Source organism: Nocardia caishijiensis NBRC 108228 (genome assembly GCF_001612825.1).
Taxonomy (GTDB): domain Bacteria; phylum Actinomycetota; class Actinomycetes; order Mycobacteriales; family Mycobacteriaceae; genus Nocardia; species Nocardia caishijiensis.
Map to the genome: position 1 here is coordinate 121971 of NZ_BDBE01000029.1, position 17475 is coordinate 139445.

7 protein-coding genes are annotated in these 17475 nt (G+C 63.9%); 4 read left to right on the forward strand and 3 right to left on the reverse strand.

Features of this window, described 5'->3' with window-relative positions:
• Positions 1 to 103: 103 nt before the first annotated feature.
• Genes NC7_RS12055 through NC7_RS29065 form a run of 3 tightly spaced genes read right to left on the reverse strand, consistent with a single transcriptional unit; the run spans position 104 to position 4067 of the window.
• Complete coding sequence (locus NC7_RS12055; RefSeq protein WP_157101953.1) at positions 104 to 1477, reverse strand: hypothetical protein; 1374 nt, start codon at positions 1475 to 1477, stop codon at positions 104 to 106.
• Positions 1474 to 2247, reverse strand: coding sequence for an ESX secretion-associated protein EspG (locus NC7_RS28470; RefSeq protein WP_084458411.1), 774 nt, complete (start codon positions 2245 to 2247; stop codon positions 1474 to 1476). The genes NC7_RS12055 and NC7_RS28470 overlap by 4 nt, the downstream gene beginning before the upstream one ends.
• Positions 2247 to 4067, reverse strand: coding sequence for a hypothetical protein (locus tag NC7_RS29065; protein ID WP_157101954.1), 1821 nt, complete (start codon positions 4065 to 4067; stop codon positions 2247 to 2249). The genes NC7_RS28470 and NC7_RS29065 overlap by 1 nt, the downstream gene beginning before the upstream one ends.
• A 500-nt stretch (positions 4068 to 4567) precedes the next feature.
• On the opposite strand from NC7_RS29065, the gene NC7_RS12065 reads away from it, so the two are divergent.
• The 4 genes from NC7_RS12065 (at position 4568) to NC7_RS12080 (ending at position 17459) form a co-directional block, all read left to right on the forward strand.
• Positions 4568 to 4885 (forward strand): hypothetical protein, encoded by a 318-nt coding sequence (locus tag NC7_RS12065; protein ID WP_067982133.1) that lies wholly within the window; start codon positions 4568 to 4570, stop codon positions 4883 to 4885.
• A gap of 6 nt (positions 4886 to 4891) precedes the next feature.
• The gene (locus tag NC7_RS12070; RefSeq protein ID WP_067982136.1) at positions 4892 to 5398 is read left to right on the forward strand and encodes a YbaB/EbfC family nucleoid-associated protein; all 507 of its coding nucleotides are present in this window, start codon (positions 4892 to 4894) and stop codon (positions 5396 to 5398) included.
• Positions 5399 to 5480: 82 nt separating this feature from the next.
• The gene (locus NC7_RS12075; RefSeq protein ID WP_067982139.1) at positions 5481 to 6191 is read left to right on the forward strand and encodes a hypothetical protein; all 711 of its coding nucleotides are present in this window, start codon (positions 5481 to 5483) and stop codon (positions 6189 to 6191) included.
• Between the two features lie 327 nt (positions 6192 to 6518).
• On the forward strand, positions 6519 to 17459 hold the full coding sequence (locus NC7_RS12080; protein WP_067982142.1) for a DUF8616 domain-containing protein: 10941 nt from the start codon (positions 6519 to 6521) through the stop codon (positions 17457 to 17459).
• The last annotated feature ends 16 nt before the right edge of the window (positions 17460 to 17475 follow it).

Genomic DNA, 17475 nt, shown 5'->3' on the forward strand with positions numbered 1-17475 from the left:
TCTGTCACGATCGGCGGCAAACCGTTCAGCCTGATCGGTCGAAATATGCGTACAGAGTTCCCGTATTTCGATATGCGCCGAACGAGGACCTGTCAATCAGGAATCACATTTCGCCGTCGATATTTCGATCCCCGCACAGCGAGTCATTCACTTCGCGAGCTCCCCGGCGACCACTCGCGTCAACCAGACCCGCCAGTGACAGCTGATACCACGCACCATCGATGTCGGCTCGTGAACCGAACGCCTCCGTCAAAAGATCGCGGGTCACCGCGCCCCCCTCCGCTGCCGAGACCAACACGGCCGCAGCCGGCCGCCGCACCGCGCCGAAACCAGAAGCGGCACCCGCACACACGGCATCAACTACCGCCTCGGCAGTTCGGATCCCTGGCATCGCCATCGTCAACTGCTCGACCTCGGCCGACTCACCTCGATACCACCGCCCGCGATCCCACCAGAAGCAGAACGAGAGCAGCCCGTTCGCAGCACGAGGATTGAGCACCTGGTTCGCCACCCACTCGGGCGCACCAGCGTAGTAGTCGGGTAGCACCCCTGTGCCGTTGTAGGCCGCCTCCAAATCCGGAGCGTTCCAAACACCGCCGGACAGCACGGCCCGGTCGCCAGGCAACAGGTACAACGTCGACCCGCTACGCCGATCCCCCTCGAAGATCCCCATCGATGGGAACACCCGAGGGCCCCACTCCAACCCACCCGCAACGAAAGCGGCCGAGAGAGCAGCCCAACGCGCCCACATCACCGCCAATTCGGGCAGCCCGTCCGCGGCCCGCGCCGCAGCCACCCCAGTCGCACGCGCCCGCGCGGCCGCCTGCCGCGCTGAGCGCCGCTGCGACTGTTCCTGCCGAACGTAGGCAGCCAGCCATACCGGCACTCGTGCGCGCGGAAAAGCTTGCAGGTCAGCCAGATACGCCTGCGGCAAGAGCAACTGATCGTCCGGAAACGGTTCCTCGCCGTAGTCATACTCGAACTCGGATCCCCCCTCGGCTGTTGCCCGTACTATCAACCGCCACCACGGCCCCCGCACGTGCTCGGATTCGCGAACCCGTTGTTCACGAACAAGATCGAGCACATCCTCGGGCAGGTCGGACCGCAGTGACTCACCCTGCCTGTCGTACCAATCGACCCGAGCGACGCCACTACCGACCGCCAGCGCAATGACCGCCTCACACCGCACCCATCCACGCGGGCCGAACCTGGCCAGCGCACCGATCACGGCATCCCTCCAAGCATCGGCGCGCGGCGCGAGCACGCGTTGTGTCTCTTGCGCTACCTCATCCGCGAATCGATCCGGCGACACCGATACTTCCACCGGTGCACCCTCGGAAGCTGTGTTTCCACGCGGCGCATTTTCGATCCCATCGGCACTCATTGTGAACTTGATATCCGATGATCCGAGGCCTTCGATAGCGCGCCCCGTTTCGTCCCGAGCAACCTGTACCTTTGGATTCGACATCCCGGTCATCGCCGCTCATCCCTGATCACTCTCACTATTGATGCAATATGCGCATTGAGCATCGATACGAATTGCCCAGAATCGACAGGAACCGCAACGGGCGGACGACCGTCTCTGATGATATATCGGCCATCGTCTTCCAAATCGCGCCAACTGAAACGCCGTCGGGTAATCCCTCGCGGGCCGAAGACCGACCGACCCTGAATAACCTCGATCTCACCTTCACCACTGGTCTTCGAGCGCAAAAATTGTGCTGAACGACGACTGTCCGGTTCGTCGAAGGAGTCGATCACCGCCGAGCGACCGACATCGAATTCCCGGTCTGCCGATGCCGAATAGGCAGTCAGCGGCACCTCCCCGACCCGGCCGGCATCGTTCACCGGCAAACCGTCCACAATCATATCTGCCAATCCAACTGCTTCACACCATACGATGGAGTATCCAGCACTGCGCCAAAACGAATCTCCGGGCAGTTGAGTGATGACATAGCCGTCGGACTCACGCCGCGCGGCCAACATACGGAGGTGCTTTCGCCCGGCGTCAGGACAGTTGACTGATCCCTGAACAACCACGGAAAGATCCGGATCTGCTGCGAGGCCGAGTATCTGGCGCATCTTAGTCGCGCCCCTTAGCCGATCACGCACCTTGATTACTTCCCGTTCGAGATCGTCCTGAGTTTTGATGTCACTGACAAACAGAAACGGGTCAGGAAGCACATCCTTCGTCATGTCCGTCCACAGCACATAAAATTCCAGTTCGGAGAGGCTCCAGGTTCGCATCACCGCTCCACAACCGGCCTCACCACGACGGGTGCTTCCCCGAGAACCTCATCCAAGTTTTCCGAGGAGCGCAGATACTCAGGCCGCTTGTGCTCCTTGCTCTGCCCCTGCCCCGCGCCTGCGGCACCGGGACCCATAGCTCCGGGAGTCCCTGGCGTACCGACACCAGCGATTCCAGCTCGGGATACAGCAGACCCGACATCGGCTGCCACGACCGCAGACCTGGGGAACAATCGCGACTGGTTGCCATCACGCGCAACCATCGGTAAGCCGCTCGCCGCGCCCTTTGCACCTCCACCTCCACCGGCGCCGCCAGCTTTGGCCGCCATTTCCGTCGAGCTCAGTCCAGGGATTCCGGCCAGTGGCATCGCCGATTGCTGGAGCGTCTCCTCGGACGATTGCAGTCCCTGTTCGAGAGCTTCCTGCGCGGCCTGCAACCCTTGTGACAGTGCATCTGGACCTTGCGATAGAGCATCCTGCGCAGCCGCAGAGCTGTCCTCCGCAGCCGCTTCAAGGGAATCGAGACCAGTCGACGCTTCCTCCGCCGACGACTGCAGACTTTCGACCGCTTGTTGGGCTGTATCCAGTGCCTGTTCGGCCGCTTCCTGCAGTGCTTCCTGTGCATCCTCCGCAGCCTGCGCCGCCGCCTCCTTGGCAGCGTCCTCCTCAGCCTTCCGCTGGGCTTCCTCGATTGCTTTTTGTTGATCTTCCAGCGCCTTCTGAGCCGCCGCCGCCTGCGACGTATCTCCGCCGCCGCCAGCGCCGGTGCCGTTGGTACCTGCGCCACTCCCATTTGGATTCACCACGGGTAGTTGCGGCGGCTGCGCGTTCACCGGACTTGCGGCTTGCCGGAGAAACGGGATGGAGTCGCTGGAATCCCGGACACTCTTTACATATATTTCATCCCACGCCGACTGATACAACTTTGTGTTCTTGGTAATTACGGATTCCTGCTTACCGGCGCTCGGCTCCCGTGGTGTCCGCATCTGAAGATTTGCGATCCAGGTGCACGCATTCGCCAGATTCTCGTTGATGAGACGCATTGAGTTTGCCATCGCCTTTGCATCCCCGATGTAGGCATTGATGGCGTTTAACGCACGAGTAGGAGCCTCTCCTTTCCATAATTCACTGTCATTCGACAACAGCGTCGTCATTCCGTTTTCAAATTTTCCGATTTCCGAGGAGAACAACCGTTCCGCACCACCCCAAACGAAGGTGCGATCGCGGATCATCTGCGCATTTCCCTCCATCAGCAGATGATTGTAATAGAAATCGTCCCAGAGGAACGAGACTCCAGCTTCCGGAGCAACCGGGTCGGTATACTTCCCATCCTGCTTTGCTGCAACAGCCTTGAGCCCGTCCCCAGGTGCGCGATACCCGTCCTTCACGTTACTCGAGACAGTGACATTGGCCGGGGAAACACCACCCCCGGCGAACTTTATCTCGTCCTTCAGTCTGGAGTCGAGTCCGGTGCGTATCCGAGCGAAAGCAGCCGTGCTACCCTGTTCGTTGCTTTGAATCAGCTTACCAGCCGAGACGAACGCTTCTCCGAGATCATTGACGATTGCCTTGTGTTCTTTGAGTCGATCGAGAAGATCGCGCCCCGCACGACTGAATTTGGCAGCCAATGCCTCACCCGACGGTTGGTTACTGAACCAATGCATCTGACGCACCGAGTCTGCGGACGTTTCAATCTTTTCGATTCCGTAGAGCAAGGAAGCGCACATAGTCGCAAGCTTCCCCGACACCACGGGATCAAATTTGAAGACATTGGCGGCCGCGTCATTCTTCAATCGGCCGACATCATCGGAAATTCCCAACTCTATCTCTCCAACCAATGGCTAGGTGACGACGAATTCGGATCGAGTCGTGAGCTATCGGACGCCTCGGTATCCAATTTCGCGGTGACAATCGGTGTGCGACAGTCGGTCGTCGATCAGCCTGTTCGAATGGTGACGACCGAAGCCGTGCATGTCGCCAAGATCGGCGGGCCCGCATCGGAATCCGACCGAGCCACAACCCCTCCCCCCTTGAAGTCCTACCCCTCACAGCATTCCGCAAGGGTGCCGTGTAGGCAACTGAGGCAGGTGGCTTCAGTCAGCATCGGCGGGGCCAGCCGCTTGGCCTGCTGTCTGCCCGGCAGGCCGCGACGAGTCCGTCTCACAACCGAAGGTCCTGCTCCATGTGAACGGTTGTCCCTTCGTTTCTTTTGTGGCACAGTCGACTCGACGAGGTTGCGCGATACATAGGTGTCGACAGCTGGCGGGGTAACGACCCCTGGACCACTTTGCAACCGGTTCGAACGAAGTGGGGGAATCCAATGACAGGACCGGTCGAAGTCAATACGACCAAGCTGGCGCAGGTCATCCACGACATCGCCGCGATCGCGGACCAGCTGAATACGATCGCCACCGCCGGTAAGACTGCTGTCGCACCGGGATCAGCAGCGTGGGGCGACGACCGTTTCGGCAGCAAGTTCGCCGACGGTGCGGACGGTTTCAAAGCCGGGGCGGACAACATTGTCGAGAGCACGAGCACCCTGTCGACGTCGATGGGCAACCTGTCCAGTGGGATCTTGGCGAGTAGCAAACGCAGCGATGAGGGTGAGCAGGCAAACGCCGACGGCTTCCGAAGGTAGACCACGATGGACAACAACGAGGCTGAAACCGCCGCGCTCCTCGATGCTTTCAGTCAGCAGATCAGCGCTATCGCGGAAGTGGCGCAGAAGCGTGCGCTACTGACCGGCACGGGGTTCACCGGTGACAAACGTGTCACTGTGACGGTGAACGCCGACGGTGCGGTGATCGAGACGAAGTTCTCCTCCGACATCGATGAACTCACCTACGACGAGATCGCCAAGGGTGTGACGACTGCCGCGCAACGTGCCCTCGAGGATGTCGGTCGGCAGTCGCAGGAGCTGATGCAACCGGTCACCGATCAGCGCGCGGCGATGCCGAAGCTGCACGAGCTCATCGACAACCTTCCCGACCTCGACAGTCAGGCGCCTACGCTGCCTGCCGCCTCACTGGCACCACCCAACTCCCCGGAGCGCACCGGCACCGAGGATGCGGCGCCGACCTTCGATGATGCCGAGGATCACGCCAGGTGGACTGCCGAACGGCGCACGGGCGTGACGGATTCGGGCTGGTAGCTGAACTGTTGTCGCAAGGTGCGGTGTCCTACAGTCGACCGCGAACCGTTCCCACCACCGAGTCGGCGCCGAGAGGACAGCAGTGATCGACGAAGACGAGGCGTGCCGCTTCTGCGGCCGATTCGTGTTGGAGGTGGACGGGTGGGCGGAGATCATCCAGCCGTACCACCAGATCCGCGCCTCGTGGGACGCGAACACGAACTTCTTCTGGGGTCCGTTCCACCTCGGGTGCGTTCGAAACTTCCCCGAACGGGACATGTTCCGGAGTGAGGCAGCCACCTGGGTCTCGACGGTCGAGGATCTTGTGCAGATCCGAGGCGGCGACGGGGTGCTGCGCGAGGTACCTCGGCGCGGCCTCGGCTATACGGATCTGGTGGCACAGCTGCCCAGCGGTGTGGTCTACGAGAATCCGCGATTCGACGAATGGGCCTATGTCGAGGAATCCGGGCCCCTGCACTTCATCGATATGAATCGCGCTCAGGCGCTCCGTCGAGGTGAACGTGTGCGTGGCAGCGATGGTGGGCGGTCCATTCTCTTGAGCGGTGATCCCCAGGTCGATGTGTCGAAGTGGGATCTGCCGCAGCTCTTGGACTTTCTCGATGTGCGAGATCTGTACCAGGACATGCTGGATACGCTCGAGCCGAGGTACCGCTACCTGGACTCCGGACGGAATCGCTTCGGCCTGGTGCTCGATTACACGCTGTCCTGCGTTCAGCCGTACCCGCCGGATCTCGTGCGCTTCTTCGGCGAATACCTGGCCGCCTATGTACCGAAGCGGCTAGAAGACGCTTGAGCTCGCCAGGGTCCGCCCGTGACCCGGCGCCTCAGCTGTACCCCTCCACCTCGACGAGCGCGAACCGTCGCTGATGACGTCTGGACATCTCCGCTGAATCGTGCGTGATGATGCAAGCAGCTCGAATCACTCGGAAACAACGCCGAATAGCTGTGTTGTGGTTCGTATCAACTTGTGGCACAGTCGAACTCGCGACGACATTACAGCGTCGGCAATGTGAACGTTTGGTTGCGTCAGCCGTGGGGGGCTTCGATGACAAGGGCTGTCGCCTACCCATATCTGCCGTTGGTCGCGCGGGTGTCCCGCATCGAATTCCGGTAGGCCGTCATGGCTTTGGGATTTCCCTCCTGGCTCGAACCCGTCGAATGGCTCGTCGGAGCCGACTGGCCACACGGCAACGAAGACCTCATGTGGCAAATGGGCAAAGACCTCCAAACCGCCGCCGACGACGCCCAAGCCCTCGTCCCCGAACTCGAAGCCATCGTGACAACCGTCAACGCCGCCTACCCCCAAGGCCGCGGCGGCGAATCCATCCTCCAATGGATCCAACCCCTCATCGACGGCCAAGGCCCCGACAAAAACGGCTCCCTGGCCCACCTCGCCAACCACTGGACCAAACTCGCCACCGCCGCCGACTCCGGCGGCGACCAACTCCAAGCCGCCAAACTCAACTTCTACATCGCAGGCGCCTGGCTCCTCACAGAACTCGCCTGGGCCGCCGCCGCCGGACCCGGCGCACCACTAGCCCACGCCATCGTCATCTCCCAAGCCCGCACCCTGTTCCAGTGGATGGGCAAAAAGCTCATCAACGCGATCGGCCGCACCGTCGCCCGCAACGTCACCGACGAAGTCCGCGAACGTATCGCCGTCAAACTCGTCTACGAAATCGTCCAAGAAGCCCTCGTCGAAACCGGACAAGGCACCAGCCAAGAACTCGCCGTCCAATACATCCAGAACCAAACCGGACACATCAACGGATACGACTGGAAAGCCGTCGGACTCAACGCCGGTATCTCCGCCATCGCCGGTGGCGTCGGCGGCGGCACCGGTTTCGGACTCGGCCGCAAACTCCCCACCACCAACGGCAAATGGGAAGGCGCCCGCAACGGCGCCCTCACCGGCGCAGGCGCAGGCCTCGCCGGAGCAACCGCCGCCTACCTCGCCACCGGCGCCTTCACCGGCCAATGGGACTTCGACCCCCGCTCCTTCACCGGCGGCGCCGCCTCCGGCGCCGGACCCTCCGCCATCCACGGCTACCGAGGACACACCGACCGCGCCGGACCCATGAACTACACCGGCGACACCCCGCGCGCAGGTACCCCCAGCGAAACAAACACCTCCGAAACGAATGCGGCTTCGAACAACCGAGCCGGGGACAGCCAGAACAACGGCGCGAATACCGGGAGCGACACCGAGGGCGGTACAACCGCTACGGACCAGAACACAGGAGCAGCCGACACCACAACCCAGGAAGCCGAAGCCGCTACCTCGGAGCATTCGCCCAGCACACATGAGGCGAATCAACCCGCTGAACAAGCCGATCCCGGGGCCGAGGCCCCCACCACACAATCCACGAGCGACCTCAGCTCCGCGAATACGACCGTCGACACCGCGAATAATCCAGCGGGCACCGCGATCGATGCGGCATCGACAGGCGTGGAAGCCCCCTCGAGCACTGCGAACGAGAGCTCTCCTTCGCCTACCACCGAATCCACCGCGCAGGCCGACCCGACGACGCCTCAGCGCGGCGGCACCGAAACCGATGCGGCTGTGCCGCAGTCGGATACCGCTCGGGAGTCGCAACCTGGGGTCGGCGATCCGGCCACAGTCGTGCCAACCACACCCACTTCTTCGCCTGCAGTGGATACCGCGACATCGGCGGACCAGACCACGACCTCTCCAGCAGCCAACGCGCAGGCGGCTCCATCGACCCCAGCACCCGTCACAGCGACACCCGTCACAGCAGCAGGCGCCACGCCAACGGCTACGCCACCGACGCAGGCGTCCACTCCGGCCACCACCCAGCGAACCCCCGCGGAGCCAACCGATTCCGAACGGCGGGCACCGGCAACCGAGAACGCCGCGCCCACACCACGAGCAGGCCAACCCGGGCCGTCGGCCCCACCGGCAACCGGCCCGCGGGCCGCCGTGGACTCTCATTCACCGGCGACGACCGCGTCGGTCCAGGCGGCCAGCACGAATGTCGCCGCGCCGACGACGAATACGGCGGCGGACACTTCGCGCCGTCAGCAGACGGCTCAGCCCCTGGACACCGCAGCCGACGACACCCGGGAGATGGCCAAGAACTACAAGGCCAACTCGCGGATGCCCGGCGGAGAGATCGCCTTCGGCGAGCTGTCACCGAAGGCCAAACAGCTGGCCAACGCCTTGGCCACGAACGAGAGCGTCCCGATCCGGCCGGGCGAGGTGAATATCAGCCACCTCGCCGAGCTGCAGAAGTTCGCGGACAACGAACACGCGGTCATCCAGAACGCCGACGGCGAATTGCGGCTCTTCCGGGGTGGCAGGGTGCGTACGGTGATCCCGCCGAGTTTGGCGTCCACCTACAAATTCATCCTGCACACGCATCCGGAAGATCGGCTACCCGGTCCGCCGTCGCCGGAGGAGCGTCGGCTCCGTCCCGACTGCGTCAACAGCATGCACCAGGATCTCCGGAACAAACGGACCCCGCATGTGGAAGCCGTAGTGAGCCGGGACGGCCAGGTTCGCTTCTTCGACAACGAAGGCGTCTTCGACCTGCCCCCTGGGCAGTATCCGAGCGGTGGCCCGATCAACGACCGCGGCTACGTTGTCCCCGTCGCAGGTTTGGCGCCACCGACCACAACCGGCCCCGGCAGAGCCATCTCCGGGGATCCCGACCAGGAGGTCCACGATGACAGACAACAGCGTTCCACCCCTGACGCAGGCTCAGCGCCAAGCGTTCTGGCGGCGGCGGGGCTGGAAACCGGACCTACCGACAGACAAGCGGACAGCGATCGAGCAGTACTGGACGGACGAGATGATCGAGGAAGCGCAGGCCCACGGGTTCTGACCGATCCCGGCGAGGTCGGTCCGCTACAGATCAATGGGCGCGAGATCACTCCACTCGGAGTGAGCACGCTGTCCACCGCCGACGCGGAGCGCCTCACCGAGCTCGGACACAGCACACCGGACCTGTACGAGCTGGCCCCGGCCGACGCCGACTTCTTCCGCCAGCAGATGGTCCTGCTCACCGAGAACAATCGTTTCGCGGCATCGGTGCACGTCTACAGCACCGAGGAATACGGCGCCATGCGGTTGTTCGTCACCGATGACGGTAAAGCGGGCATCGCGCTGAAGGGCGACGAGATCGTTTCGGTCTTCGCCCACCGCGACACCCGCTACCCGGGTGTGTCGATGGCGATGCTGACCATCGCGATCGATCAGGGCGGTCGAAGGCTGGATTGCTTCGACACGGTCTTGCCCCGGCTCTACGCGGAGGCTGGATTCGTTCCGGTGGCCCGCCTCGCCTGGGACGACGAATACGCGCCGCCCGGTTGGGATTACGACACATTCGCCAAACACAACGGTGGTCGGCCCGACGTGGTTTTCATGGCCTACGATCCGGCGGCGGTCGGGTCGGAATACCGCCCCGGCGCAGGTCGAACGGTCACCGATTACGACGCGGGCATCGACGCGGCACGCAACCACGCGCGGACCGACCAGACGACCGACAGCGATCCGCCGGTCGAAGACGACGCGCGCGCCGCTGAGCACGGCGTCGATGCCGAGTTGCCGGTCCGGCACCACCCGCACAGCACCACCCTCGGCACCGACCCGACCTCGCACCGTGTCACCGAGAACCTTCGCAACGAGGGTGCGCACGACGTCGTAGTCCACGGCAACGACATCGGCCGCCCGATCGACGACCTGGGCAACCCTGTCGATCCGCAACGGGTGGTCGAGGCCGTTCGCGCCAATCCCGACTACGTCCCGGGTACTCCGATCCGCCTGGTTTCCTGCCACAGCGGCAACGACGCCGGATGGGCACAACACATCGCGAACGAACTCGGTGTGCCCGTCCACGCACCGACCGATGTGGTCGGCGTCCGGCAACGCCCCGACTCCCCCGCCGTGGTTCAGAACGATGGCCATTGGCGCACTTTCCACCCGGCGGACGCCGACGGCAATAATCGGGCACCGACCGCGCTCCCGGTCGATTCGGCACACGCGGACACCAGCACGCACGGCGACTTGGACCTCATGGCCGACGAGTCATCGGCCGCGGAGCCACTCACACCCGCCGACATCGAATCGGTCTACGGCATTCCGATCCGGAACCAACGCCGTATCCAGGGATTCATCGACAGGTTCAACCTGATCATCCAGGTCCGGCCGACCAATCCCGATTCGGTGCCGCACCTGAAAGCCGGTTCCGCGCCCAAGCCGATGGCGATCAAAGACAAGACGATCAACGATCTCGATGTCGCGTTGGGCGCCCCGGCCTCCGCCAAGGGGCTGGTCGGGCGGTTCGGTCCGGGGATGTTGCGCATGCCCGACACCACCGGCATGTCGGACGCGCGCGTCGAAGCGCTCGAGCAGCGGCTTCGCGCCCGTGCGAGAGACTTCGACGAGTATGCGGCGGATATGGCCAAGCTCGGCGACAGGTTCGTGGTGACCGACGGCATCGTCCACCAACTGATCGATGGTCGCGAGGTGCCGGTCACCGGTGACCACGACATGTTCGAAATCCTGCACGCGGACGGTACTCGCTTGACCCCGGCCGAACTCAGCCTCTACGAGAGTCGACTCGCCGCGATCGGTGCCGGAATCATGCACGGGCCGCACGTCTACTGGGATCCGCAGAGTTCCTTCCAACGGGCACGCAATTACGAAAGCATCATCGACCAGCACCAGTTCGACCCGACGCCGAACTCGAAGAACGAGCCGCTCATCGAGTTCAAGCCGGGTTCACAACCGACCGTCACCTGGGCGTCGAAGACCCTGCGGGAAGTCGATCACGAGATGACACCGTGGCACGTGGCCGCGGTCATCGACGGCATGGAAGGTGCTCGGCGGGCGAGCATTCCCGGGTTGATCGACGCACATTTCGGCGATTCGGAAGTCGACGTCCAAGACCGCGAACGGTACGCCGAACAGCTGCGTCGACAGATCGAGACCGAAGCCGACAATCTGCGACAGCGCGCCACCGAACTCACCACCGACCCCGACTTCGACCTCGCGATATTCCACGCCTGGGCCGATCAGAACACGAAGACGCCCGCCCCGGACGGGCCGGACGGTCAGCCGATGACGGCCATCCGCACCGAGCCGGATCGCCCGCCGGTGGTCGTGCCGACCCAGTCGCCCGAACACGAGTTGGCGGTGATCAAGAAGCAAGCCGCCGCCCTACACCAGCTCGCCGATCGGCGAGACGAGACCTTCACTCGCAGTGAGCAACTCGCCGCCGAACGCGGCGAACGGACGCGCGCGGGCATCGCCCATCACACCGACGACCCGGCTCGCGCCGACCATGCTCGCCAGGTACCCGCGGTGCCCGGCTACTTCACCGCCGACGTGCGGCTGTCCGACGACGGCCACGCGCTCGTCGGCGACCACGCCTACACCCCCACCGAATACGGTGACCTGTTGCGGGCCCACGGCTGGGACCACGCCACCCCGATCCGCCTCATGGCCGACAACGCGTCCACCAGCGGCTTCGCCACCCACCTCGCCCAGCACCTTCGTGTCGGTGTCCTGGCTCCCACCGCACCGATACGCATCGATGCCGACGGAAACTGGAACACACACCACCCCGACGGCAATGTCACTTCGCTCCCCTGGGACGAACAGGTCGGCGCGCAGAGCCCGTCGGCGACAACCACTACCGCGGAAACCCGCCAGGCTCCGACCACGAGCGGACCACAGAATCTGCCCCAGCCGTGGCCGACCGACCCGGTGACCGGCTATGTCATCCAGGCTCGTGACCTGGAGTTCCTCGGTCTGACCGAGGAACAGGTCCGCCAGTGGATGGCACGGGAAGCCCCGCTGGGCATGACCCCGCAGCTGTACCAGCAATGGCGCGACTCATTCCTGCAGGCGCTACGACGCGACGGTGTCTCCGTCGATCAGGTCGATATCAGGCTGCGAGGATCGGCGGCCGACTTCTTCTCCGGCGTCCACAAACAGCTACCCACCCTCGAGCAACTCGCCGACCAGCCCGAAGCTCAGGCAAGGCTGCGCGACTGGCTCGGCGACGACCCCGACCGACCGCTGAGCCGCCCCTTCGACTCGATGCACCGGCTGGGGGTGGAGGAGCCGAGCGACTTCGACATCAACATCTCGTCGGCGCAGATGTTCGAACAAGCCGCTGCCGCATGGGATCCGGAAGTGTACGACGGCGTCCTCACCAAGGACCACGGATACCTGAACAAGTCCGTCGTCGCGCACGAGTACCCACACCTGCGCCAATGGGCAGCAGAGTGGAACGCACGTACCGGCCGCGACATGTCGTATGCCGTGTTCGACGCCACCGGGCCGAAAGACTCGTCCGCACAAGGCTTTTACGTTCATTTCCGAGACTCTGATTGGATCGTTCACGGGCCCGTCCCGGACTCCGGGCACACGACGACCCAGCCGAGCCATCAACCGCTGCCGCCGGGACCGGCCGAGGCCATCGCACCCGAAGCGGTCGCCGAGCGAGCCTGGTCGCAGGACGTGAGCAACAAGATCATGACCGCGGATGGGACGATCACTCGCTCGGAGACGGCCAAGACCAATGTCATCCGGTCGATCACCGACCAGATGACCGCACCGCTCGACCGGCTGATGGAAGCGGGCCGGATGCCGTTCGTCGATCCGGCGATGGCCACGCACCTCGGCGATCCCGACTATGTAGTCGCACTGCGCAATCCGGAGTACCCGTCCATGGGTGGCGTGCTTCTGCCCCGATCGCAGATCGACCCGAGCAACCCCGCGCATGCGCCGGATCACCTGCTGTCCATGGATTCTCCGGTGGCGGAACGCACGCTGCGCGAAATGGCGGTGAGCGAGCTCGTCATGTCCTGGGCACACACCTCCAACGGAACCAATGTGAAGTCCCTCGCGATTCAAGAGGCGGCCATCACCGAGTTCGGGCTCCAGGATGTGCAGTCCTGGCGGATGACGCCCGAATTGCGCGCGGAGGTGGAGCAGGAGGTTGCCCGCTACGGCGACATCCATCGGGAACTGCTCCGCATCCAGTACGACCAGACGCAACGATGGCTCGCCGCCGAAGGCGTGAACAACATCGTGTTGTACCGCGGCTACTCATGGGCCGAAAACGAGTTCCCCGACTGGGCGCGGGGCACTTCGGGTACCACCATGGAAATGCCGTCGCAGCGGCCACTGTCGTCCTGGACGGGTGAGCGGCGGATCGCGTCGGACTGGCTGACCGAACACGAGTTGCCGGGCGTGATCATCGCGTCCCGATTCCCTCGGGAAGCCGTGGTGGCCTTCCCGCAGACCGGCATCGGCTGCCTGTGGCAGGTCGAATTCGTGGCGCTGGCGGGTTCGGGAACGACCACCCTCGATGTCGTCCACCGTCCCGAAGCGACTTCGGTCGTTCCGGCGGTCGACCCCGACCCGATTCCGGCCGACACCGGGCCCACCCAGACCCCCGCGACGATCAGCACCGCACGCTACGACTTCCGGCAGACCGTCGACGAGGACGGGCGTCGGACGACGGAGGTGACGGTTCGTGCGTATCTCGAGCAGACGCCGGGTGTCACGGCGGCGCAGATGCAGGCGGTCGCGCGGACCATGATCGAGGCGAGTGCCCAGCTTTTCGGTGACCCGGCGAAGGCGCCTCCGGCTGCCCTGTTCCCTGAGAAGTCCGGGCAGAACAGGCCGTCCGCACCGCGACACGCCTTGCTCAACGGTGACGCCTTGCGCGTGGATATCGAATTCGTCAACGATCCGGACCAGGCGCACCTGCGGGCGGCTGTAGCGCCGACCACCGAGGACGACGGACGGCGTTGGGCGCCGGATGTGGCGGCCGAGACGGTGATTCGGGCCATCGGTGAACACGTCGGCCTCACCGACGCGACCACCGGTGTGGAATCGGCGGATATCCAGCGGATCAGCCACGACCTCGCCGAGGCGATCGCCGCGACGCCACCGTCGCCGCTGGCAGGTGTCACCATCTCGCACGGTACGCACAGCACCACGATCGGTTCCGATCCCGCGACGCGACGCGTCACCGAGAATCTGCGCAACGAAGGCGCGCACGATGTGATCCTGCACGGGGACGAATCCGGGCACCCGATCGACGACAACGGTGCCCCGCTGTCGCCTCAGCAGGTCGCCGACGCGATTCTCATCAATCCGAATTATGTTCCCGGAACGCCGGTTCGACTCGTGTCCTGCTTCAGTGGCAGTGCGGTCGGCTGGGCTCAGCAGATCGCCGATCGGCTCGGTGTCCCGGTCCACGCGCCCACCGATATCGTCGGTGTCCGGCAGCGGCCGAACTCTCCGGCGGTGGTCCACAACGACGGCACGTGGCTCACCTTCACCCCGGGAAGCGACACGCCGGGACAGCCCGAGACGACGCCGGGTGAACGCACATCGGACCGAGCCACCACAGACGGGCTCGACGGCTGGGACTTCATGGCCGACGCATCCAGCGACCCGCCCGCGATCGAGGGTCTGTACGCGATACCCGACACAACCATCGATGCCCGCGGCTCGAGTCCAACTTTGCCGGATCCGCACGTGGGACCGGTACCGACCGGCATGGTCCTCGGCAACGACGGACTGCTCCACAAGCCCGGTGATCGAGCCGACAGCTACCGCACCGAAGACGGGCGCTGGCACCATCACCATGACGATCCGGGGACCTTTCGGGACAAGAATTTCGCGCTCCACGGGGGCAACCGTTTCATCGACGATCACCTGACCGCACAGGATCTCGTGCACAAAGCGCAGAAGGAGGCCACCGAGATCTACGAGGTTCGCGACGAGACTGTTCGCGAAGCACTGGAGCAACATGCACTCGAACGCCAAGCGCAGCAGGTCGAAAGAGACGCGGCGGGCGCTGTGGTCAAGGGTCACATGGCGGAGTTCGCGATCGACCGGATCCACGACCTGAAAGCCGCCGAACTCGACAAGGTCATCGAGGCCAAACGTGCGGCCGTGCTCGCCGACAGCCGTCTCAGCGACGCGCAGATCGATGCGAAACTCGATCGCCTCGATGAACTGCGCGACAACGCCGAAATCTACAACCGCCTGGGCAACGAGATGGTCGCCACGTCCAAGGCGATGGGCGAGCTGGGCGGAAGAACGTACGCGGTCGACAGCGAACTGCGCCCCGGCGCCGTGCTGTTCACATCCTTCGTCGGCGCCTTCGATGGAAGCAAGGTTGTCGACGAGCTCGCTTTTGTACCCGGTACCGAGAACACCCCTCCGACAGCGTTGGCTGTCGAGAGCAAGGGCGTCGGCTCGCCATTGGGTGACGCGCTCACGGAGTATGGAAAAGCAGAGCAGGGTTCGACCGAATACGGGCTGCACACGCTGTACATCGACCAGAATCTCGGACGCGTCCTGAGCGAGACCCGCGATGAGATGCATGCGCGGGGGGTTGACCCCGACAGCCCGGAGGGCAAACGGTTCATCGAGGCTCGCGAGGACCTCACCCGCGCGCTGCACGACGGAACACTGCGCATGGAATACCACTATGTGCATGCCCGTATGGACGGCACCATCGAGGTGGCGAGGTTCATCGTCGACGGTGGCCCGAATACCTCCATCGCGGCGATCGGTGGAATGGTGCGCGATGCCGAGTACCCGTTCCGCAGTCGCACCGAGTTGGAGCACGTGCTCGCCAGGGAACTCGACCGGGCGAAGGATGGACTGCTACGCGGTCTCGACAGCCCTGACCTGCTACGCGCGGTCGAAGAAGCCGTGGGTTTCAGTCACGGAGCGCGCGACGACAGCACCATCGGCAAGTACGTGGAGATGGCAGCCCAGCTTTCTGCTCAACAGGCCGAGATCGGCCGCGCCCTGGAACTCGGATCACCCCCGGATGCGGTCAGCCGAATGATCGTCGCCGCTCAGGAACAGGCTGCCCGCCTGCGGGAAATGGAAATCCAGAGCAGAATAGCGGTATTCAAGGATGTCGAACTCGGGCAGTACCGCGACATTGTCGAGCAATTGATCCGCCTCGATGTCGACAGTCGGGCGATACCGCTGACCACCGAGATCAAATACAACGAACGCATGATGCTGCGGGACGCGAAGGCTCTCGCGATCAGATTCCGTGAACACGAGGACCCCGCACGGGCGAAATTCATCGAGCACATGCTCGATCTGACCCGCGAGATATCCGCGGCCCGAGGCAAGGGCATTGATCTCGAACTCTCCGAACTGGCCAAGGAATACAACGCGCTCGAACAGGTGATCCAGATCGAGCGAGCCGCCGAGGCTCGCGTTGTCGAGAGTCTCGGTCTCGATCCGAGGCATGCCGAACAGCTGGCCAAGTTGCTCGATATGGACCGGGCGAACGACTTCGGCCGTCCGCTGGAGACACTGGGTCGCGAGATCGTCAGGCAGGGCACCGCCCGGGCCGTCGAGGCCCGCGAGCTGCCCGCACTGGAGCGAGGGCGCGTGGCCGAATTGGCACTGACCCGGGTTCAGGAGATCGAGCGCACGCTGGAGCAAGGCCGCGAACCCGATCCGCAGCTGGTGCGCGAAACCATGGACACGCTCAGCGGACTCGTGCGAGACGAGCGGGCAGCCGAATCCCGCTCGCTCGAAGCACTCGGACTGAGTCGCGAGCACCGAGAAGAAATCGGGAAAACCCTCGAGCTGGAACGCACCGAACTTCTCGGTCGTTCGATGGAAGTACTGGACAAAGAATTGGTTCGGCAGGACCACAACCGAACCGTAGGGGACTCCCAATTCCGGATCGGACCGGAACTCGCGAAGAATTTCGATGCCCGCGCCTACCGGCAGGTATCCAATGGTATGGGGCGCGCAGTGGAGGATAGAACACTTGATGTCGGCGATAAATCACGACAACCACCCGTTCTCGAATTCGATTCTCATGAACGTCGATTGGCGATCGCCGCAGCACTGCTCAGCAAGGGGGTTTCGCTCGAGCTGACGGAGGTGAGGATGCTGGTGGAAATGGGCCAAGGTATTTCTCCGGATCGCGCCATCCGGTTGCAAAGTGAGACGCAACACAGGACGCTGGTGCGCGAGCGGGAACGCGCCCGCGAGCGTGAGGCACGGGGAATGGAACGTGGCCGGTGAGCTACTCTGACCGAAT

Bases quoted from the DNA above. Each gene is read 5' to 3' on its own strand.
- NC7_RS12070 (WP_067982136.1), top strand. From the start codon at position 4,892: ATGGACAACAACGAGGCTGAAACCGCCGCGCTCCTCGATGCTTTCAGT.
- NC7_RS12055 (WP_157101953.1), bottom strand. From the start codon at position 1,477: ATGACCGGGATGTCGAATCCAAAGGTACAGGTTGCTCGGGACGAAACG.
- NC7_RS12065 (WP_067982133.1), top strand. From the start codon at position 4,568: ATGACAGGACCGGTCGAAGTCAATACGACCAAGCTGGCGCAGGTCATC.
- NC7_RS12080 (WP_067982142.1), top strand. From the start codon at position 6,519: ATGGCTTTGGGATTTCCCTCCTGGCTCGAACCCGTCGAATGGCTCGTC.
- NC7_RS28470 (WP_084458411.1), bottom strand. From the start codon at position 2,247: ATGCGAACCTGGAGCCTCTCCGAACTGGAATTTTATGTGCTGTGGACG.